This is a genomic window from Serratia sp. TSO36 (assembly GCF_057808395.1).
In genome coordinates this window covers 262,229-282,586 of record NZ_JBJZOU010000002.1, presented here as the reverse complement: position 1 = coordinate 282,586, position 20,358 = coordinate 262,229, and the positions used below count along the sequence as shown (strand labels likewise).

At 59.6% G+C, this 20,358-nt stretch carries 19 protein-coding genes; 3 read left to right on the top strand and 16 right to left on the bottom strand.

Annotated features, from left to right (window positions below):
- Positions 1–324 precede the first annotated feature (324 nt).
- Genes hemG through pepQ form a run of 4 tightly spaced genes read right to left on the bottom strand, consistent with a single transcriptional unit; the run spans position 325 to position 4,312 of the window.
- On the bottom strand, positions 325–858 hold the full coding sequence (gene hemG / locus ACK3CV_RS01620; RefSeq protein ID WP_033636714.1) for a menaquinone-dependent protoporphyrinogen IX dehydrogenase: 534 nt from the start codon (positions 856–858) through the stop codon (positions 325–327).
- A 21-nt stretch (positions 859–879) separates the two neighbouring features.
- A complete protein-coding gene (gene trkH, locus ACK3CV_RS01615) occupies positions 880–2,331 on the bottom strand; it encodes a Trk system potassium transporter TrkH (RefSeq protein WP_004934492.1) in 1,452 nt (483 codons plus the stop codon).
- Positions 2,332–2,366: 35 nt separating this feature from the next.
- Positions 2,367–2,981, bottom strand: a complete 615-nt coding sequence (locus ACK3CV_RS01610; RefSeq protein WP_164040176.1) for an IMPACT family protein — start codon at positions 2,979–2,981, stop codon at positions 2,367–2,369.
- The gene (gene pepQ, locus ACK3CV_RS01605) at positions 2,981–4,312 is read right to left on the bottom strand and encodes a Xaa-Pro dipeptidase (RefSeq protein WP_033636712.1); all 1,332 of its coding nucleotides are present in this window, start codon (positions 4,310–4,312) and stop codon (positions 2,981–2,983) included. The genes ACK3CV_RS01610 and pepQ overlap by 1 nt, the downstream gene beginning before the upstream one ends.
- 430 nt (positions 4,313–4,742) lie before the next feature.
- Between pepQ and fadB the strand changes: the two genes are divergently transcribed.
- Complete coding sequence (gene fadB / locus ACK3CV_RS01600) at positions 4,743–6,932, top strand: fatty acid oxidation complex subunit alpha FadB (protein WP_164040175.1); 2,190 nt, start codon at positions 4,743–4,745, stop codon at positions 6,930–6,932.
- 10 nt (positions 6,933–6,942) lie between these two features.
- Entirely contained in the window at positions 6,943–8,106 is a 1,164-nt protein-coding gene (gene fadA / locus ACK3CV_RS01595) for an acetyl-CoA C-acyltransferase FadA (RefSeq protein ID WP_025304928.1), read from the top strand.
- Between the two features lie 172 nt (positions 8,107–8,278).
- Here fadA and fre read toward each other — a convergent pair whose 3' ends face one another.
- From fre to pepE, 3 genes are all read right to left on the bottom strand, one after another.
- Entirely contained in the window at positions 8,279–8,980 is a 702-nt protein-coding gene (gene fre / locus ACK3CV_RS01590; RefSeq protein WP_004934474.1) for an NAD(P)H-flavin reductase, read from the bottom strand.
- A 50-nt stretch (positions 8,981–9,030) separates the two neighbouring features.
- A complete protein-coding gene (ubiD, locus tag ACK3CV_RS01585) occupies positions 9,031–10,527 on the bottom strand; it encodes a 4-hydroxy-3-polyprenylbenzoate decarboxylase (protein WP_025304926.1) in 1,497 nt (498 codons plus the stop codon).
- 86 nt (positions 10,528–10,613) lie between these two features.
- Positions 10,614–11,339: a dipeptidase PepE gene (gene pepE, locus ACK3CV_RS01580; protein WP_164142007.1), complete on the bottom strand. Its 726-nt coding sequence runs from the start codon at positions 11,337–11,339 to the stop codon at positions 10,614–10,616.
- A 246-nt stretch (positions 11,340–11,585) separates the two neighbouring features.
- Here pepE and rfaH point away from each other — a divergent pair, with 246 nt between their 5' ends.
- On the top strand, positions 11,586–12,074 hold the full coding sequence (gene rfaH, locus ACK3CV_RS01575; RefSeq protein ID WP_039568044.1) for a transcription/translation regulatory transformer protein RfaH: 489 nt from the start codon (positions 11,586–11,588) through the stop codon (positions 12,072–12,074).
- A 45-nt stretch (positions 12,075–12,119) separates the two neighbouring features.
- On the opposite strand, the gene hemB is transcribed toward rfaH, so the two are convergent.
- The 9 genes from hemB to rmuC form a co-directional block, all read right to left on the bottom strand.
- Complete coding sequence (hemB, locus tag ACK3CV_RS01570) at positions 12,120–13,142, bottom strand: porphobilinogen synthase (RefSeq protein ID WP_033636707.1); 1,023 nt, start codon at positions 13,140–13,142, stop codon at positions 12,120–12,122.
- A 14-nt stretch (positions 13,143–13,156) separates the two neighbouring features.
- The gene (gene tatD, locus ACK3CV_RS01565; protein WP_033636706.1) at positions 13,157–13,939 is read right to left on the bottom strand and encodes a 3'-5' ssDNA/RNA exonuclease TatD; all 783 of its coding nucleotides are present in this window, start codon (positions 13,937–13,939) and stop codon (positions 13,157–13,159) included.
- A gap of 53 nt (positions 13,940–13,992) precedes the next feature.
- A complete protein-coding gene (gene tatC, locus ACK3CV_RS01560) occupies positions 13,993–14,763 on the bottom strand; it encodes a Sec-independent protein translocase subunit TatC (protein WP_004934456.1) in 771 nt (256 codons plus the stop codon).
- Positions 14,764–14,766: 3 nt separating this feature from the next.
- Entirely contained in the window at positions 14,767–15,336 is a 570-nt protein-coding gene (gene tatB, locus ACK3CV_RS01555; RefSeq protein ID WP_164142009.1) for a Sec-independent protein translocase protein TatB, read from the bottom strand.
- Between the two features lie 3 nt (positions 15,337–15,339).
- A complete protein-coding gene (gene tatA, locus ACK3CV_RS01550; protein ID WP_033636704.1) occupies positions 15,340–15,603 on the bottom strand; it encodes a Sec-independent protein translocase subunit TatA in 264 nt (87 codons plus the stop codon).
- Positions 15,604–15,683: 80 nt separating this feature from the next.
- The gene (gene ubiB / locus ACK3CV_RS01545; RefSeq protein ID WP_033636703.1) at positions 15,684–17,315 is read right to left on the bottom strand and encodes a ubiquinone biosynthesis regulatory protein kinase UbiB; all 1,632 of its coding nucleotides are present in this window, start codon (positions 17,313–17,315) and stop codon (positions 15,684–15,686) included.
- Positions 17,312–17,920, bottom strand: coding sequence for a ubiquinone biosynthesis protein UbiJ (gene ubiJ, locus ACK3CV_RS01540; protein ID WP_033636702.1), 609 nt, complete (start codon positions 17,918–17,920; stop codon positions 17,312–17,314). Before ubiJ ends, ubiB begins: the two co-directional genes overlap by 4 nt.
- Before the next feature lie 13 nt (positions 17,921–17,933).
- Complete coding sequence (gene ubiE, locus ACK3CV_RS01535; RefSeq protein WP_025304918.1) at positions 17,934–18,689, bottom strand: bifunctional demethylmenaquinone methyltransferase/2-methoxy-6-polyprenyl-1,4-benzoquinol methylase UbiE; 756 nt, start codon at positions 18,687–18,689, stop codon at positions 17,934–17,936.
- A gap of 78 nt (positions 18,690–18,767) precedes the next feature.
- Positions 18,768–20,315 carry a DNA recombination protein RmuC gene (gene rmuC / locus ACK3CV_RS01530; protein WP_164040171.1) on the bottom strand — a complete coding sequence of 516 codons (1,548 nt, stop codon included), beginning with the start codon at positions 20,313–20,315 and terminating at the stop codon, positions 18,768–18,770.
- Between the last annotated feature and the right edge of the window lie 43 nt (positions 20,316–20,358).

Here is a 20,358-nt window from a genome sequence, read left to right as displayed (position 1 = left end):
AGTCACTCTTCAAGACTTGATATTTTTTTGCATCCGAAGATGCTGGATATCGTCTTGTGGAGTGCCCACACAGATTGTCTGATAAATTGTTAAAGAGCAGTGCCGAGAAACTCATCGGCGCGGGCTGAGTATATTACGCTTTTAGCCCGGAGAGTCAAGCGTTTATTTCGCTATCTTCTCGCTGACCCGGCGGCTTGTCAGTCGTTGTTCCCGGTCAGTGGAGGCGCATTATAGGGAGTTCTCGGCAGGCCGCAACCCCTAAATGCAAAAAACTTTTCAAGCGCGGATTTTTTCGGCAAAACGCTAGCCAAACCCGCGCTTTTGTCACTTTTCGTACGGGATCTGGCTAAATTCCTGGGCGAAACGATCGACCTGCTGCCAATCGGTGTACTCCACTTCCTTACTGGTATCCGTTTCACCACCCGTCATACGCATAATAAATTGAATCATGATGCGGTCGAACCAGCGATAGCGCGGATAACGCAATGCGCCGGCAAACACCGCGCACTGTTTTGGCTGCCACGGTGAGGCCAGCAGGAACTTGCGGGTATAAGCATTGGTTTGCGGCGAGCGCTTTTCCGGTTTGCGCGCCGTCAGGTTCACGGCAAAGAACGCGCTCGGCATTCGATTCAACTGCTCGGCATGACGTTTGACGAATTTATCCAGCGCCGGGTTAAAGTGCCCGTAACGGATAGAAGCACCGATCATCACCAGCTGATACTGATTAAGGTCGACCTGTTCCGCCTGCAGCAGATCGATCACCTCACAGCGCAGCGTATCCTGCAATTTGCTTGCTATATAAGAAGCGATAGCACGTGTTTGCCCGTCACGGCTCGAATAAAGTATCAATGCCTTCATGGCGTACTCCTTATATCAGGCTCACTCACGCCAGAAGGTTGGCGTGAACAGCACCAGCAATGTAAACACTTCCAGGCGCCCGAACAGCATCGTCACCACCAGGATCCACTTGGCCGCCGCCGGCATCGTGGTGAAGTTATCCGCCACTACGCCCAGGCCGGGGCCGAGGTTATTCAGCGTTGCCGTCACTGCGGCAAACGCGGAGAAATCATCAACGCCGGTAGCAATGATCGCCAGCATGCTGACGATAAACACCAGCGCATAGGCGGAGAAAAATCCCCACACCGCCTCCAGAATGCGTTCCGGCAGCGCGCGGTTGCCCAATTTGATGGTATAGACCGCGTTAGGGTGCACCAGCCTTTTCAACTCGCGCGAGCCCTGCAGGTACAACAGCAGAATACGGATCACCTTCAGGCCGCCGCCGGTCGAGCCGGCGCAGCCGCCGATGAATGCCGAACACAACAACAGCATCGGCAGGAACAGCGGCCACTTGGCGATGCTGTCGGTCGTAAAACCGGCCGTAGTCGCCATCGATACCACCTGGAAGAACGCCTGATTGAGCGTTTCCATACCGCTCTTATAGACGCCATGTCCCCAGAGCACCAACGTGCACACCACCACCAGCGTCAGCTGGACGAAGATGAACATGCGGAATTCAGGATCGCGCCCGTATACCTTCAGACTGCGGCCGCTGAGCAAAGCGAAGTGCAGGCCGTAGTTACAGCCGGAAATCAGCAGGAACACGGCGATGATGGTGTTGATGGTCGGACTGGCGTAATAACCGATACTGGCGTCGTGGGTAGAAAAGCCGCCGATGGCGATGGTCGAGAAACTGTGGCCGATGGCATCGAACACCGACATTCCTGCTCCCCAGAGCGCCAGCGCACAGGCTACGGTCAGCAACACATAGATTAGCCACAGGGTTTTGGCTGTTTCGGCGATGCGCGGGCGCATCTTGTTATCTTTCAGCGGCCCAGGCATTTCCGCCCGATACAGCTGCATGCCGCCGACGCCGAGTATCGGCAGTATCGCCACCGCCAACACGATGATCCCCATGCCGCCCATCCATTGCAGCATTTGGCGATAGAACAGAATGGCCTTCGGCAGCGAATCCAGTCCCACCAGCGTCGTCGCACCGGTGGTCGTCAGCCCCGAGAAGGATTCAAAGAAGGCGTCGGTCAGCGACAAGTTGGGCCGTTCAGAAAACAGGAACGGCAATGCCCCCACGCTGCCCAGCACGGTCCAGAACAGCACGACGATCAGAAAGCCTTCGCGGGGTTTCAGTTCGTGTTTCTGTTTGCGGTTCGGCCACCACAGCATCAGGCCGATGGTCAGCGCCACGAAGAAGGTTTGGCTGAACGCGCGCCCCGCCCCATCGCGGTAAATCAATGCCACCAGGCCGGGAATAAACATCGTCCCGGAGAACAGGATGACCAGCAGACCAACGATACGGGTTATGGCGCGAAAATGCATTTCAGCACGATCCTTAGCAATTCAATTGGGAGGAATTATTGCGAAATGGGGGTTAATTGCAAATTACCGCGACTGAGATCACGCAATTTATGCCCAAACAGCTCGACCTCCGTGGCCGGCAACGCCAGATGCAGCACGACGGCGGCGCCGTATTCCCCCTGCAGGATCCGACCTGCGGTTTGCTGCAGCAAGTTCTCCACCAACGCCAACTGCGCATAGTCGCACTGCAAGATATATTCGGCTTCCGGCACCTTTTGAGCCAACGCCAGCTGCTTCAACGCCTGTTGAACACCGTTGCCATAGGCTTTCACCAATCCGCCGGTGCCCAGCTTGACACCGCCGTAGTAACGAACGACCACGGCGGTCACTTCCCCGATGCCGCTGCCCATGAGCTGCGCGAGGATCGGTTTGCCGGCGGTACCCGACGGCTCTCCGTCGTCGGAGAATCCCAACTGCTGCGAGTCATCGGGGCTGCCGGCGACGAAGGCCCAACAATGGTGCCGTGCCGCCGGGTGTTCATCCCGCACCTGCTGAATAAACGTCTTTGCCGCTTCTACCCCGCTGGTCGGCGCCAGCAGGGTGATAAAACGGCTCTTCTTTATTTCTTCGGTAAAGCAGGTTGCTTCCGCCGGTATCGGATACGGCCGCATCAGGCCAGGTTCAGATCGCGCGTCATGTTCTCGATGCGCTTTTCGTGGATCACGATGTTGTCTTCGATGCGGATGCCGCCATACGGCTTCAGCGCATCGATGCGATCCCAGGCGAAGTGCTGCTTGAACTCACCGCTGCGCCACGGCGCCAACAGAGACTCGATGAAGTACAGACCCGGCTCGATGGTCAATACCATGCCCGGCTGCAACACGCGGGTGCAACGCAGGAACGGATACTTGGCCGGCGCCGCCAGATGGGTGCCTTGCTCGTCCTGCATAAAGCCGGCGGCGTCGTGCACCTGCAGGCCCAGCGGGTGGCCCAGCCCGTGCGGCAGGAACGGCGTGGTGATACCCGTTTCAACCATCGCCTCTTCGCTGAGGCCGTTCACCAGCTTGTGATTCTTGAGCAGCTTGGCGATGCGCTGGTGCATCTGCACATGGTAGTCGGTATAGCGCATGCCGGTTTTGATGGTGTCGATCAGCGCCAGCTGTTCACCGTTGAGATCTTTCACCAGATGGGCGAATTCGCTGCCGCTTTGCGCTGCGTAGGTGCGGGTCAGATCGGCGGCGTAGCCGTTGTATTCCGCGCCGGCGTCGATCAGGAAACTCAGGGATTCGGCCGGCGGCTGATGATCCAGCTTGGTGTAGTGCAGTACCGAAGCGTGTTCGTTCAGCGCCACGATGTTGTCGTAAGGCACGTCGGTATCGCGGTGGCCTGTCGCCGTGAGGTAGGCCAGATTGATGTCGAATTCGCTCATGCCGGAGAGGAAGGCTTCATGCGCCGCACGATGGCCGGTTACCGCCGTCTTCTGCGCTTCGCGCATGCAGGCCAGCTCGTAGCCGGTTTTGATCGAACGGTGGAAATCCAGGTAGTTCAACACCGCTTTCGGGTTGATATTTTCCGAAGGGATGCCGAGATCGCGGGCGCGCTGTTGCGCATAACCGATATAGCCCACGCGCTCGCGCTGCGGCGGAAGCTGCTGGGCGATAGCGTCGGCGTTGGCCAGCGGCATCAATTCAAGGGATTTGGTCCAGAAACTGTCCGGCAGCGGCTCTACACTGTGCCAGTAGTCAACCGGGGAGTAGAACCACAGCTTCGGCTTGTTGACGCCATCAATCCACAACCAGCAGTTCGGTACCGACGTCACCGGCACCCAGGCTTTGAAATGCGCGTTCACTTTGAACGGATAGCTATGGTCGTCCAAGAATACCTTTTGCAGTTCACCGGAGTGAATCAGCAGCGCATCCAACTTGTTGCGCTCCAGCACTTCGCGCGCGCGTTTTTGCAGCTCTGCCAGGTGGTCGTTATACAAAGAAGCCAGCGTTTCCATCACATTACCCTTATGCCTTAGCACGAAAGAAATCATCTTAACACAGCGCTCCGGCGCACCAACCTCATCGCGTTGGGCATGCGGAGCAGCTCGCAATTCCCGGCAAATGCCGTTACATCCGCAGTTTCACCTTAGCCAGCCGAGTGCCATCGTCAGCCCCGCATCGTCGTCGCCATGACGCCAGCCGCCTTATTCATGCCTAACCTCGCCTGAATGATAAATCGCCGCTGGCAAGTGTATGAAGACCGACAACCGCCAGCAAATGCCGATAGCACATAAAATATAACTTCGTTTTAAATCAAAACGCTAACTTGGTGAGATGTGATCCGACCAGCAAATATGCAATCTCTCATTTGCATATTTTTAACATAAAAACCACACTCCTCATCATCTGGTCATACCAGATCATACGCTGATTCAGGAGATAGACATGCTCTACCAAGGCGAAACATTACAACTGCACTGGCTCGATAACGGCATCGCCGAGCTGGTGTTCAACGCACCGGGCTCGGTCAACAAGCTGGACACCCGCACCGTCGCCAGCCTGGGCGAAGCGCTCACCGTGCTGGAAAACCAGCCTGAGCTGAAAGGGCTGCTGCTGCGTTCCTCCAAAGCCGCGTTTATCGTCGGCGCCGATATCACCGAATTCCTTTCTCTGTTCGCCGCACCGGCTGAAAAGCTGCAAGAGTGGCTGGTGTTCGCCAACAACGTCTTTAACCGGCTGGAAGATTTGCCGGTGCCGACCATTTCGGCCATTAACGGCTATGCGCTCGGCGGCGGTTGCGAATGCATTCTGGCGACCGATTTCCGCGTCGCCTCACCGGACGCGCGCATTGGCCTGCCGGAAACCAAATTGGGCATCATGCCGGGCTTCGGCGGTTCCGTCCGCCTGCCGCGCCTGCTGGGTAACGACAGCGCGCTGGAAATCATCGCCGCCGGCAAAGACGTCAGCGCCAAAGAGGCGCTGAAAGTCGGCCTGGTGGATGCGGTGGTGGCACCGGAAAAACTGGCCGAAGCGGCGCTGAAAATGCTGCAACAGGCGATCGACGGCAAGCTGGACTGGCGCGCCGCGCGTCAACCTAAGCTGGAGCCGCTGAAACTCAGCCCGATTGAAGCGGCGATGAGCTTCACCACCGCCAAAGGCATGGTGCTGCAGACCGCCGGTAAACATTACCCGGCGCCGATGACCGCGGTGAAGACCATTGAAGCCGCCGCCAAGCTGGGCCGCGATGAAGCGCTGAAACTGGAAACCGCCAGCTTCGTGCCGTTGGCGCGTTCCAACGAAGCGCGCGCGCTGGTCGGCATCTTCCTCAACGATCAGTTCGTGAAGGGCCAGGCGAAAAAGCTGGCCAAGAATGTGGATGCGCCGAAACAGGCGGCGGTGCTGGGCGCCGGCATCATGGGCGGCGGCATCGCTTACCAATCGGCGCTGAAAGGCGTGCCGGTGATCATGAAAGACATCAGCGACAAGTCGCTGACGCTGGGCATGAGCGAAGCGGCCAAGCTGCTCAATAAGCAACTGGAACGCGGCAAGCTGGATGGCCTGAAAATGGCACAGGTGCTGTCGACCATTCAGCCGACGCTGGACTACGCTGGTATCGAACGCGCGCAGGTGATCGTCGAAGCGGTCGTCGAGAACCCGAAAGTCAAAGCCGCCGTGCTGTCGGAAGTGGAAACCCTGATCGGTGAGGACACCGTGCTGGCGTCGAACACCTCGACCATTCCGATTAATCACCTGGCAAAATCGCTGAAGCGCCCGCAAAACTTCTGCGGCATGCACTTCTTTAACCCGGTACACCGCATGCCGCTGGTCGAAATCATCCGCGGCGAACAAACCAGCGATGACACCATCGCCAAAGTGGTGGCCTACGCCAGCCGCATGGGCAAAACGCCGATCGTGGTGAACGACTGCCCGGGCTTCTTCGTCAACCGCGTGCTGTTCCCGTATTTCGCCGGCTTCAGCCTGCTGCTGCGCGATGGCGCCGACTTCCGTCAGATCGATAAAGTGATGGAAAAACAGTTCGGCTGGCCGATGGGCCCGGCCTACCTGCTCGACGTCGTGGGCATCGACACCGCGCACCACGCGCAGGCGGTAATGGCCGCCGGCTTCCCGGATCGCATGAGCAAAGACTACCGCGACGCCATTGACGTGATGTTCGACAACCAGCGCTTCGGTCAAAAAAATCAGCTGGGCTTCTACCGCTATAGCCAGGACAGCAAAGGCAAGCCGCGCAAGGACAACGACGAGCAGACCGATGCGCTGCTGGCCGAAGTGAGTCAATCGCGCCAGACCATCAGCGACGAAGAAATCATTGCGCGCATGATGATCCCGATGATCAACGAAGTGGTTCGCTGCCTGGAAGAGAAGATCGTCGCCAGCCCGGCGGAAGCCGATATGGCGTTGGTCTACGGCATTGGCTTCCCTCCGTTCCACGGCGGCGCGTTCCGCTACCTGGATACGCTCGGCACCGCCAACTACGTTGAGCTGGCCCAGCGTTACGCACACCTCGGCGCCCTGTATCAGGTGCCGGCCGGTCTGCGCGCCAAGGCCGAACGCAATGAAAGCTACTACCCGGTGGCGACACCGCTGTCCGACGTCGCTACCCGCCAACCGGCATGAGGTCATAAAGATGGAAAACGTAGTTATTGTTGATGCCGTACGCACGCCGATGGGCCGTTCCAAGGGCGGCGCCTTCCGCCAGGTGCGCGCCGAAGATCTCTCCGCTCACCTGATGCGTGAAGTGCTGAGCCGCAACCCGGCGCTGGACGCCGCCGAGATCGATGACATTTACTGGGGCTGCGTACAGCAGACGCTGGAACAAGGCTTCAACATCGCCCGCAACGCCGCGCTGCTGGCCGAGATCCCGCACCGCGTGCCGGCGGTGACCGTCAACCGCCTGTGCGGCTCTTCGATGCAGGCGCTGCACGACGCGGCGCGCGCCATCATGGTCGGCGACGCGCACGTCAGCCTGATCGGCGGCGTGGAACACATGGGCCATGTGCCGATGAACCACGGCGTGGATTTCCATCCGGGGCTGAGCCGCAGCGTGGCCAAAGCCGCTGGGATGATGGGGCTGACCGCCGAAATGCTGGCCAAGATGCACAACATCAGCCGCCAGATGCAGGATGAGTTTGCCGCCCGCTCCCACCAGCGCGCGCATGCGGCGACGCTGGCCGGTTACTTTAAAAACGAGATCATACCGACCAACGGCCATGATGCCGACGGCGTGCTGACCCGTTACGATTTCGATGAAGTCATTCGCCCGGAAACCACCGTCGAAAGCCTGTCGGCCCTGCGTCCGGCGTTCGATCCGGTCAACGGCACCGTCACCGCCGGCAGTTCTTCCGCCCTGTCGGACGGCGCTTCCGCCATGCTGCTGATGAGCGAATCGCGCGCCAAAGCGCTCGGTTTGAAGGCCCGCGCCCGCATCCGCTCGATGGCGGTCGTCGGCTGCGATCCTTCCATCATGGGTTACGGCCCGGTGCCGGCCAGCAAGCTGGCGCTGAAACGCGCCGGTCTGAGCGTGCAGGACATCGATCTGTTCGAGCTGAACGAAGCGTTCGCCGCCCAGTCGCTGCCGTGCATCAAGGATCTGGGGCTGATGGACAGCATCGACGACAAGATCAACCTGAACGGCGGCGCCATCGCGCTCGGCCACCCGCTGGGGTGTTCAGGCTCCCGCATCTCGACCACCCTGTTGAACAACATGGAACGTCGCGACGCGCAGTTCGGCCTGGCGACCATGTGCATCGGCCTGGGCCAGGGCATCGCCACCGTCTTTGAACGCGTTTAGCTGTGACTATCTTGGGATGACCGCGTCACCACTTCAAATCGCGGCATCCCGCCAAGTTTAGTTGCCGTTCTTCCCGCCTGTCAGGGGCGGGTTTTTTATGCCTGACGTTTGCCAGCGCCCAAATAATAACGGGGCGACCCTCGGCCACCCCGTTCACTGCGCATCGCATCGGTCAGATAAACGAAAACGCGTCGCCGAACATATGCGCTTCCAGCGCGCCGCGCTCGGCGCAGAAACGCTCACGGGCGATTTTCGCCATCTCGAAACGCCCGGCGATATAGATGTCGTGCTCCGCCAGCGTGCCGAAATCCTGCAGCACCGCACTGAGCACGGTGCCGCTGCGGCCGCGCCATTCGGCTTCCGGCTGCTCGACCACCGGGATCACCTTCAGATTCGGATGCTGCAACGACAGCGCTTCCAGCTCGCTCAGATCGTACAGGTGCTTCAGCTCACGCCCGCCCCAGTAGATAGAAATATCGCGATCGGGCTGCTGCTCCAACGCGGTCAACAGGATTGAACGCGCATAAGAGAAACCGGTGCCGCCGGCAATCAGCACCAGCGGACGGCTGCCCTCTTCCCGCAGCCAGGCGTCGCCGTGCGGCACGTCGACGGTGATCGCCTGCTCTTTCAGGATGCGATCCATCACCGCCATGGCGTACAGATTCAGCTCCGAAGCGCCGATGTGCAGCTCGATGTAATCTTGCTGCGTCGGGGTTGATGCCAGCGAGAACGGGCGCTTGTCGCGCTCGTCCATCACCACCATCAGATATTGCCCTGCCTTGAAAGAAAACGGCTGCTCGGGCACCAGACGTACCCGATAAACCGTATCGGTAATGGCCTCTACCGAGGTCACTTTACAGCTCAATATTGTCATGCGTTCCCTCTGTCGGGTCATCAATGCAAAGCTGAGAACAGGGCCTGACGCTACAGCGTCGGTTCCCTGTCACTGAAGATTGCGAGCTCATCCCAGATTTCGTCGACGCGCGCACGTACCTTTTCATCCATCTGAATCGGACGGCCCCATTCGCGATCGGTTTCACCCGGCCATTTATTGGTGGCGTCCAGCCCCATCTTCGAACCCAGGCCGGAAACCGGTGAGGCGAAGTCCAGATAGTCGATCGGCGTATTCTCCACCAGAACGGTATCCCTTGCCGGATCCATTCGTGTGGTGATCGCCCAAATTACGTCGTTCCAGTCGCGCGCATTGACGTCGTCATCGCAGACGATAACAAATTTGGTGTACATAAACTGCCGCAGGAACGACCAGACGCCCATCATCACGCGTTTAGCGTGGCCGGCGTACTGTTTCTTCATGGTCACTACCGCCAGGCGGTACGAGCACCCTTCCGGCGGCAGATAGAAATCGACGATTTCCGGGAACTGCTTTTGCAGAATCGGCACGAACACTTCATTCAATGCCACGCCCAGGATCGCCGGCTCATCCGGCGGGCGGCCGGTGTAAGTCGAGTGGTAGATCGCGTTGCGGCGCTGGGTGATGTGGGTGACGGTGAACACCGGGAACTGGTCGATTTCATTGTAGTAACCGGTGTGGTCGCCGTACGGGCCTTCCGGCGCCATTTCACCCGGCTCGATATAGCCTTCCAGCACGATTTCGGCGCTGGCGGGCACTTCCAGATCGTTGGAAAGGCACTTGACCACTTCGGTTTTATTGCCGCGCAGCAGCCCGGCAAAAGCGTATTCAGACAGGGTATCCGGCACCGGCGTCACCGCGCCGAGGATAGTGGCGGGATCGGCGCCCAGCGCCACCGCAACCGGGAAACGCTCGCCGGGGTGCGCCTGGCACCACTCCTGATAATCCAGCGCGCCGCCGCGATGCGACAGCCAGCGCATGATCACTTTATTCTTGCCCAGCACCTGCTGGCGATAGATGCCGAGATTTTGCCGTTCCTTATGCGGGCCGCGGGTCACCGTCAGCCCCCAGGTGATCAGCGGCGCGGCGTCTTCCGGCCAGCAGTGCATCACCGGAATACGGCCCAGATCGACGTCCTCGCCCTGCCATACCTGCTCCTGACAAGGTGCAGACCCCAGCACCTTGGTCGGCATGTTCAGCACCTGCTTGAACTTCGGCATTTTGTCGAACAGATCGCGGAATCCTTTCGGCGGCTCCGGCTCTTTGAGGAACGCCAGCAGTTTGCCGACTTCGCGCAGCGCGCTGATGTCTTCCTGCCCCATGCCCATCGCCACGCGATTGGCAGTGCCGAACAGGTTGCACAGCACCGGCATGTCGTAGCCTTTCGGGTTTTCAAACAGCAATGCCGGGCCGCCTGCCCGCAGGGTGCGATCGGCAATCTCCGTCATTTCCAGGTAAGGATCGATCGGCTGGCTGATGCGTTTTAGTTCCCCTCTCTTCTCCAGCAACGAGAGGAAATCGCGTAAGTCACGGTATTTCATGCTGATCATTATAACGGCCAGTGGGGAGGGCATTATAAGCCCTCTTCACGGTTGTTGCTGCAATTTTGTTAACGCCGCCCGCCATCGGGTGGCCCTCAGCCGCAGTTGAACGGCACCAGCGCAGCCAGCGCACGCGTATCCTGATATTCGCGCGTCTCCTCGCCGTGGCGGAACACCTTGAAGCCCTGCCCGTTGGCGCTGAAGTAACGCAGCGCATTGCCTTCAACGTGCAGCAGGCTGCCTTCACGCAGCGCCACCACCGATTCACTTGGGTTGATCGCGCAGAACTCCGCCAGGCGCTCGTCACGGGTTTCGCCCATGTGGCCGCTGATATGCGCGTCGATGTAATGCGGGTTGATTTGCACCGGGAATAGCCCCAGCGCCGGCAGCACCACGCTGCAGCGCACCGGCATATCATTGGTGGTGCGAATGCTCGGCGTGGCCACGTTGCAACCGGCGCTCCAGCCGACGTAAGGCACTTCACGCTCGCGCACCGCGCGCTGGATGGGCACGATCAGGCCTTGCTCGTGCAGCATTTGGTTCAGCAACCAGGTATTGCCGCCGCTGACCAAAATGCACTCCGCCTGCGCGATCGCCGCCGCCGGCGAAGCCGCGTGATGGATGCTGATGACTTCAATGCCCAGCGTTTGCGCCAGCTCCTGCGCACGCTGGTCGTAGTCATAACGGATCAGCGCATAAGGGATAAAGACGGCGGATTTGATGCCGCGACGCGCAATCATCGCCAGCAGTTGGCTTTTGGCGTACCCCAGCAGCTCGGCTTCGCCAGACAGCTTGCCGTTGCTCAACAGAAACAGCTCCATTTCTTTCTCCCTCGGTCAAAAACGACGAATAGCGTCACAGCCGGTGGCGCAACGCCTTGCCATACTGTAACGGTAACAAATTTTTAGCCCTCTGTTATACCAGCGCCGTATCGATAAGTGTGTGACCCCTCGCTAATAGCCGCATATTCATAGAGATAGGTGATGTTACACGCTGAAACTTGCATCACTATGTATCCGGAAGCGCTTTTGATATGCTTACCGGCTGGCAGAAAGGCATGTGAAATTATGGAATCCTGGTATCTACTTTATTGCAAACGCGGTCAGCTGTTGCGGGCGCAGGAACATCTGGAACGGCAGCAGGTAAACTGCCTCAGCCCGATCATCACGCTGGAAAAGATCGTGCGCGGCAAGCGTATCGCGGTCAGCGAACCCCTGTTTCCCAACTATCTGTTTGTGGAGTTCGACCCAGAGCGCATTCACACCACCACCATCAGCGCCACCCGCGGCGTCAGCCACTTCGTGCGCTTCGGCGCGCTGCCGAGCGTCATCCCGAACAAGGTGATCGATGAGCTGCGCACGCACGCCAGCGAAACCTATGTCGATCCGGAAACCCCGCAGCCGGGGGATACCGTCCTGATCGTCGACGGCGTGTTCGAAGGGCTGCAGGCGATCTACACCGAGCCGGACGGCGAGGCGCGCTCCATGTTGTTGCTGAACCTGATCAACAAACAGGTCAGCCAAAGCATCGACAACCGACAGTTCCAGAAGATGTAATGCAAAAGGCGCCCTCAGGCGCCTTTTTGTTGGCTCATTTCACGCTTAGCGACGCATCGCATCGTCGTGCAACCACTGGGCGACACGCTTGGCGAAGTAGGTCAGCACGCCGTCGGCGCCGGCGCGTTTGAAACACATCAACGACTCCATCACCGCAGGCTGCTCCTGCAGCCAGCCGTTCTGAATCGCCGCCATATGCATGGCGTACTCGCCGGACACCTGATAAGCGAAGGTTGGCACGCCGAAGGTATCCTTCACGCGGCGCACAACGTCGAGGTACGGCATGCCCGGTTTCACCATCACCATATCCGCGCCTTCCTGCAGATCCTGTGCAATCTCCTGCAGCGCTTCATCGCTGTTGGCCGGATCCATCTGATAGGTCTTCTTGTTGCCACCCTTCAGATTGCCGCTGGAACCCAGCGCATCGCGGAACGGGCCGTAGTAACAGGAAGCATACTTGGCGGAGTAGGCCATAATCTGGGTATTCACCAGACCCTGCAATTCCAGACGATCGCGGATCGCCCCGATGCGGCCGTCCATCATGTCGCTCGGCGCCACGATTTCCGCGCCCGCTTCGGCATGGGAAAGCGCCTGACGCACCAGGATGTCTTTGGTCACGTCGTTAATCACATAACCCTGCTCATCGATTACCCCATCCTGCCCGTGCGTGGTGTAGGGATCGAGCGCTACGTCAGTCAGAATGCCCAGCTCAGGCACCGCGTCTTTCAGCGCGCGCACCGTGCGCTGCACCAGCCCTTCCGGGTTATAGGCTTCTTCCGCATGCAGCGATTTCAGACCTGGCTCAATCACCGGGAACAGGGAGATCACCGGCACGCCGAGTTTGGCGATGGTTTCCGCTTCCTTGACCAGCAGATCGATCGTCATGCGCGATACGCCCGGCATCGAGGCCACTTCTTCCTGACGGTTGCTGCCTTCCATGACAAACACCGGATAAATCAGGTCGTTGACCGTCAGTTGGTTCTCGGCCACCAGGCGGCGGCTGAAGTCATGACGGCGCACGCGGCGCATACGGCGACCAGGGAAGGTGCCCGGAAATGCATAGCTCATAATTTTCTCCTAGCTCAAACCAGCCGGAATAGCCGGCGGGCGTTCTCATCGGTTTTTTGCCCCAGCCATTGCGGCTCTTCCTGTCGCCAGACGGCGACCTGATGCACGATATGGGGCAGGAAACAGGGTTCGTTGCGGCGAGATGCGGGTTTAGGCTGTAAATCCCGGGGCAACAGATAAGGGGCGTCAGTTTCCAGCAGCAGACGCTCGGCCGGGATCTGCGGCAACAGGGCGCGCAATTCCAGGCCGCGCCGCTCGTCGCAGACCCAACCGGTAATCCCGATCGACAGGCCCAGCGACAGGCAGCGGGTTAATTCTTCGGCGGTGCCGGTGAAGCAGTGCACCACGGCCGCGGGCAGTTTATCCAACCACGGCGTCAGTAGCTCGGCAAAACGTGCGTGTGCGTCGCGGCAATGAAGAAACACCGGCAGCGCCAACTCCGCCGCCAGCGCCAGCTGCGCGGTGAACGCCGCTTCCTGCTGCGCGGGCGTCGAGAAATTGCGGTTGAAATCCAGGCCGCATTCGCCGATCGCTGCCACTTCAGGGCGCGCGGCCAACGCATAAATCTGCTCGGCGGTGTGTTCATCCCAGCCGCTGGCGTAGTGCGGATGCACGCCGGCGGTAGACCAACAGTAGCCCGCATGTTGCCGCGCCAGTTCGGCGGCCTCGCGGCTCTCCGCCAGATCGGTGCCGGTAATCAACATCCCCGTCACGCCCGCGGCGCGGGCGCGTTCCACCACCGCCTGGCGATCTTTGGCGAATTGGCTGCTGGTGAGATTAACGCCGATATCAAACATGGTTTTTTCCAAAGCAAAAGCCGCCCAATGGGCGGCTTAGCAATCAATATGGATCAGGGTGCTGGGGGTTCGTCACCCTCGTCTTCTTCTTCCGCTTGCGGACGACGCTTGCCGGTATAGAAGCGAGCGAAGAATACCCCCACTTCAAACAGCAGATACATCGGTATTGCCAACAGGGTTTGCGAGAACACGTCCGGCGGCGTCAACAGCATGCCGACCACAAACGCGCCGACCAATACATACGGCCGTTTCTTCTTCAGATCTTCCGGCGAGGTGACACCACTCCAGCACAGCAGAATGATGGCGACCGGCACTTCGAAGGCGACGCCGAACGCCATAAACAGCGCCATGACGAAATCGAGGTAGTTTTTAATGTCGGTCGCAATGGTCACCCCCATCGGCGCGGTCTTGGCAAAGAAGCCGAAGGCCAGCGGGAACACGATGAAGTAGGCGAAGGCCATGCCGAGGTAGAACAGCAGGCTGCTGGACACCAGCAGCGGCATCATCAGGCGGCGTTCATGCTTGTACAGCGCCGGCGCGATGAATGCCCACACCTGATACAGAATCATCGGCGCGGAGACGAACACCGAGACGATCATGGTCAGCTTGATCGGCGTAAAGAACGGTGACGCCACGTCGGTGGCGATCATGCTCGCCCCGGCCGGCAGCTGCTTGAGCAGCGGTGCAGAAACCAGCTGGTAGATGTCGTTGGCGAAAAACACCAGCACCACGAACACCGCCAGCACGCAAATAATCGAGTTCAACAGCCGCTTGCGCAGCTCTATCAGATGACTGATAAGGGGTTGGGTATCTTCAACAGCCATGTATTAACGATCGCCACTAGGTTGGTGAGACGCTGGGGTTTTATCCGCAACAGGTTCGACAGGTGCCGGCGCAGTTTCCACCGGTGCTTTGGCCGGTTGCGCCGCCACGGGCGCAGCCGGGGATGCAGCCTCAACGGCCTCAGGCTCCGCTGCCAATTTTGGCACGGCGGCGGGCGCACTGACGCGGGTTGCCGCTTCCGCCGGCGTCACGCCGTCGTGCAAAGCTTCCGGATCGGTGATCTGCGGGTTATGAATGGTGTTCGCCAGCTCTTCTGTCTCGCCCCGGTAGGTGCGTTTCAATGATTCCGCCGCGTCTTTCAGCTCATCCATCGATGCCTTCAGTTCCGGCGTCAGGTTCTGCAGGCCGGCCTGTTCGGCTTTTTTCAGGCTGTCCTGCAGCTCCTGCAGCTTCAGTTCCTGAGACAGTTCGTGCTGCACCGAGGCCGCCAGCGAGCGCAGCGCGCGGATCCAGCCCGACACCGTTCTGACCGCGACCGGCAACCGTTCCGGCCCCAGAACAATCAGGCCGATCACCAGCACCAGCAGCAGCTCACTAAACCCAATGTCAAACACGGTTTATACCTGCTCTTTGTTCTTCGACTCTTCCGGTTTCACTTCCGGCTGCTTATCGGTAATAGGCTTGGCCGCGAAGTCAGCGTCATCCAGGCTGCTTTTTTCAGCCGTGTTGGGGTTCGACGGCGTATCGTCGCCGATCGCCTTTTTGAAGCCCTTGATCGAGGCGCCGAGATCGGAGCCCAGCGTGCGCAGTTTTTTGGTGCCGAACAGCAGCACCACGATCACTGCGATGATCAACAATTGCGTAATACTAATACCGCCCATTTCAATTACCTCTAATTTTAAAGGGTCTTTTAAAGCCAGCCCGCATTATAGGCTCGGCTTTACCAGAGTAACGAATTAAATCAGGTGGTTCGCTTCCAGCCAATCACCCAGCATACGATGCCGGCGGCCATCATCCAGGCGGGAAACACCTCGATTTGCCCCAGCAGCAACAGCGTACCGCTTACTAACAGTGTAGCGCCAACGCCGAACAAATAACGTGACTGCCCCTGACGAACCCGCTGAGCCTGCATTTGGTTGGTCAGCTTATCAACGCTTTGTTGCAACAGTTTATGCTGCTGCAGGCTGTCGTAAAACAGCTCGGGCAGTTCGGGCAGCTTCTCCGCCCAGAACGGCGCTTTCTCTTTCAGCGCGCGCACCACGGCAGGAATGCCGACCTGATCGCGCAGCCAGCTCTCGAGGAACGGCTTGGCGGTAGTCCACAGATCCAGCTGCGGGTAGAGCTGGCGCCCCAGCCCTTCAACATACAGCAAGGTCTTCTGCAATAACACCAGCTGCGGCTGCACTTCCATATTGAAGCGGCGCGCAGTGTTGAACAGGTTGAGCAGCACGTTGCCAAAGGAAATTTCCGCCAGCGGCTTCTCGAAAATCGGCTCGCACACGGTACGAATGGCGAATTCGAAGTCTTCCACGTTGGTGTCGCGCGGCACCCAACCGGAGTCGACGTGCAGTTCCGCCACCTTGCGGTAATCGCGGTTGAAGAAGGCGATGAAGTTTTCCGCCAGATAGCGCTTGTCATCCTTGTTCAGCGAGCCGACGATGCCGCAGTCGATGCCGATATAGCAAGGATCTTCAGGATGTTCGTAGCTGACGAAAATATTACCGGGATGCATGTCCGCATGGAAGAAGCTGTCGCGGAATACCTGGGTAAAGAACACCTGGACGCCGCGTTCCGCCAACAGTTTCATGTTGGTGCCCTGCCGTTCAAGCGTGGCGATGTCCGAGACCGGAATGCCGTAGATGCGTTCCATCACCAATACGCTTTCACGGCAGTAGTCGGAATAAACTTCCGGTACGTACAGCATCGGGCTGCCGTCGAAATTGCGGCGCAGCTGAATGGCGTTGGCCGCTTCGCGCAGCAGGTTCAATTCGTCCAGCAGGGTTTTCTCGTACTCGCGCACCACTTCACGCGGGCGCAGACGGCGGCCGTCCGGCAACAGCTTCGGCACCCAGCCGGCCAACCGGTACATCAGCCGCACGTCGGCCTTGATGATCGGCCCGATATCCGGCCGGATCACCTTCAGCACCACTTCCTGGCCGGTGGTTTTCAACCGCGCGGTATGCACCTGCGCGATCGAGGCAGAGGCCAGCGGCTGCTGGTCGAAATCGTCGAACCAGGTTTCCAGTGGGCCACCCATCGCCAGCTCGATATGTTTACGCGCCAGCGCGCCGTCGAAAGGCGCCACCCGATCCTGCAGCAACGTCAGCTGATCGGCAATGTGCGGCGGAAACAGATCGCGGCGGGTCGACATCATCTGGCCGAACTTGATCCATACCGGCCCCAGCTCCTGCAGCGCCAGCCGCAGACGTTCACCCAGCGACTTGTCCTTGTGCCGATTCGGCATCCAGAACAGCAGCCGGCGGCCAAAGCGCAGCGGCAGCGTCAAACGCATTTTAGGGATCAGTTCGTCCAGCCCATAGCTGAGAAAAACGCGAACGATAAAATACAAACGGCGCAGTTCGCCTGGGGTCATCGCTTGCCCTCCAACTTGTCCATGCGGGCAAACAGCGCTTCCGCGCTGCGGGCGAGAGCATCAACTTCTTCGTTGAACCACACCACTTCCAGCGGCCCCGGCGCCAGGCGCCACTCTTCCGTCAACGTCTCCGCCATGTCCTGCTGCCGGCGCATAAAGCCGGCTTTCAGCAGCGAGGCGCCTTTTCCCAGCGCCTGCGTAATGCCCTGGGCGGCGATATCGCCGATGTAAGGCGCCAGCCACTCCGCCGGATCCCACTCCGCCAGATCGAGCAGGCCAACCAGCTGTTGCACCACCTGAATATCGCCTTCCACCGTCAATTCGCCGCTGCGCATCAGCACCGGCAACTGCTGTCGATCGCGCAGCTTCAGTAAGACGGGAATGCGGCTGCGCACCGTGCAATCGGCGCTGTCTTCGGACTGCCCCAGCACGTCCACGCGCAGTTCGCTGAACACCAGCACCAGCGGCGAAGCCAGCTCTTCCAGTTCGATGCGCAGCACCTTGCCCGCCAGGCGTTGGCGAGCGGCTTTCATGCTGCGATCGCGAAACAGCAGGTTATTCAGCGAGGTTTCCAGCGCAGCGGTCAGCAGAGGGGTAAACAGCATCGGCATCTCCCTCTCAGAACTTGAAGCCGCGATGCAGGGCGACAATCCCACCGGTCAGGTTGAAATAGGTGACGTTTTCAAAACCGGCGTTGCCCATCATGCCCTTCAGGGTTTCCTGATCGGGGTGCATGCGGATCGATTCCGCCAGGTAGCGGTAGCTGTCCGGATCTTTCACCACCAGCTCGCCGATCTTCGGCAACACGTGGAAGGAGTAGGCATCGTAAGCCTTGCTCAGCGGCGCCAGCAGCGGCTTGGAGAACTCCAGCACCAGCAGGCGGCCGCCCGGCTTGAGCACGCGGAACATCGAGCGCAGCGCTTTGTCTTTGTCGGTGACATTGCGCAGGCCGAAGGAGATGGTGATGCAATCGAAGTAGTTGTCCGGGAACGGCAGCGCTTCGGCGTTGGCCTGCACGTAATTGATGTTGCCGACGATGCCGCGATCGCGCAGTTTCTCGCGCCCCATCTTCAGCATCGAATCGTTGATGTCCGCCAGCACCACCTGCCCCTGCTCGCCGACCATGCGGGAGAACTTGGCGGCCAGGTCGCCGGTACCGCCGGCCAGATCCAGCACGCGCTGCCCGCGGCGCACGCCGCTGCAGTCAATGGTGAAACGCTTCCAGATACGGTGGATGCCGAACGACATCAGGTCGTTCATCACGTCATACTTTGCCGCTACCGAATGAAAAACGTCCGCCACCATGGCCTGTTTTTCGTCTCTAGCGACGGTGCGAAAACCGAAATCGGTGGTTTCCTGCGGTTGATCTGCCATTGTCCTGCCTGCTATTCAGTCAATTTTGTGTGGATGAGTGTACCAGAAGCTCGGAGAATACCCCACCTCGCCACGGCCTCAGCCGTGCGAAACGAAGCCCGGTTCCCCGGCGGTATCGTCATCGTCTTTCGTCTGCGGCAGCGCGGCGACATCGTCGTCGTTCGCCTCTTCCGCTTCATCGTGTTGCGCGCCGGCTTGCTGCGCCAGCAGCGGGTTTATCGGCCGTTTGACCTCAACCCCCAGCGCGCGGAAACCTTCAATTTGGCCGATAAGATTACCACGGCCTTCGCTCAGTTTGTTCATCGCCTGACGATAACTGCCCTGCGCCTTGTCCAGGCTCTGCCCCAGCGCGGACATATCGTCCACGAACAGCCGCATCTTGTCATACAGTTTCGCCGCGCGATCGGCGATGCGCTGCGCGTTCTGGCTTTGATGCTCATAGCGCCACAGGTTGGTGATGGTGCGCAGCGCCACCAGCAACGTGGTCGGGCTGACCAGCATGATGTTGTGCTTGAGCGCTTCGCTGATCAGCTCCGGTTCGCGATCGATAGCCAGCAGGAAGGCGGGCTCGACCGGAATGAACATCAGCACATAGTCCAACGAGCGCAGCCCCGGCAGCTGCTGATAGTCCTTGCGGCCCAGCATGCGAATGTGGCCGCGCAGCGAGGCGATATGTTCGCTCAGCGCCGCTTCGCGCTCCACCTCGTCTTCACCGTTGAAATAGCGCTCGTAGGCGATCAGCGACATCTTGGCGTCGATCACCACGTCCTTGCCCTGCGGCAGGCGCACGATCACATCGGGCTGCATGCGGCTCTGGTGATCCACCCGCACGTTGACCTGCGTTTCATACTCGTGCCCTTCGCGCAGGCCGGAAGCCTCCAGCACCCGGCTCAGCACCACCTCGCCCCAGTTGCCCTGCGTCTTGTTGTCGCCTTTGAGCGCCTTGGTGAGGTTGATGGCTTCGCGCGCCATCTGCGCGTTCAACTGCTGCAGATTGCGTATCTCGTGCGTCAGCGTGTGGCGCTCCCGCGCTTCCTGACCAAAACTGTCCTGCACCTGACGGCGGAACCCGTCCAGCTGTTCACGCAGCGGCAGCAGCAACCGATCCAAGCTTTGCTTATTTTGCTCGTCCACCTTGCGGCCGCTGTGTTCAAAAATGCGGTTGGCGAGGTTTTCAAACTGGGTGGTGAGGCGCTGTTCGCTGTTGATAAGCAGGCGCTGCTTCTCTTCCGCCGCCATGCGCGTCTCTTCCAGACGGATGGTGACTTCGCGCAGCTCGGCCTCCTGCGCGCTGTTGACCTCACGCTGGGCGCGCAGCTCCTGATTAAGCAGTTCACATTCGTTGCGCCAATGGTTGAGCTGTTGCAGCTTTTCATGCCCGGCCGCCAACTGGCTGTGCAGGTTGCGTAGCTCCAGCTCGCTCTGCCGCAGCTGTTGCTCGTGGCGCTGCAGAGCATCCTGCCGCGCCGCCGTTTCCTGCTGCGCCTGCTGCAACGCTTGCTCCAGCAACCGCAGTTCGGTTTCATGTTGCGCATTCGTCTGCTGCACCCGCAGACTGGCGATCAGCCACCCCAACAGCATGCCGATCGCTACGCCGCCAATCCCATAAATCAGACTGGTATCCACCCTGCCTCCTGTTGCACCTTGCCGTTCCGGCGTTTCACACGCC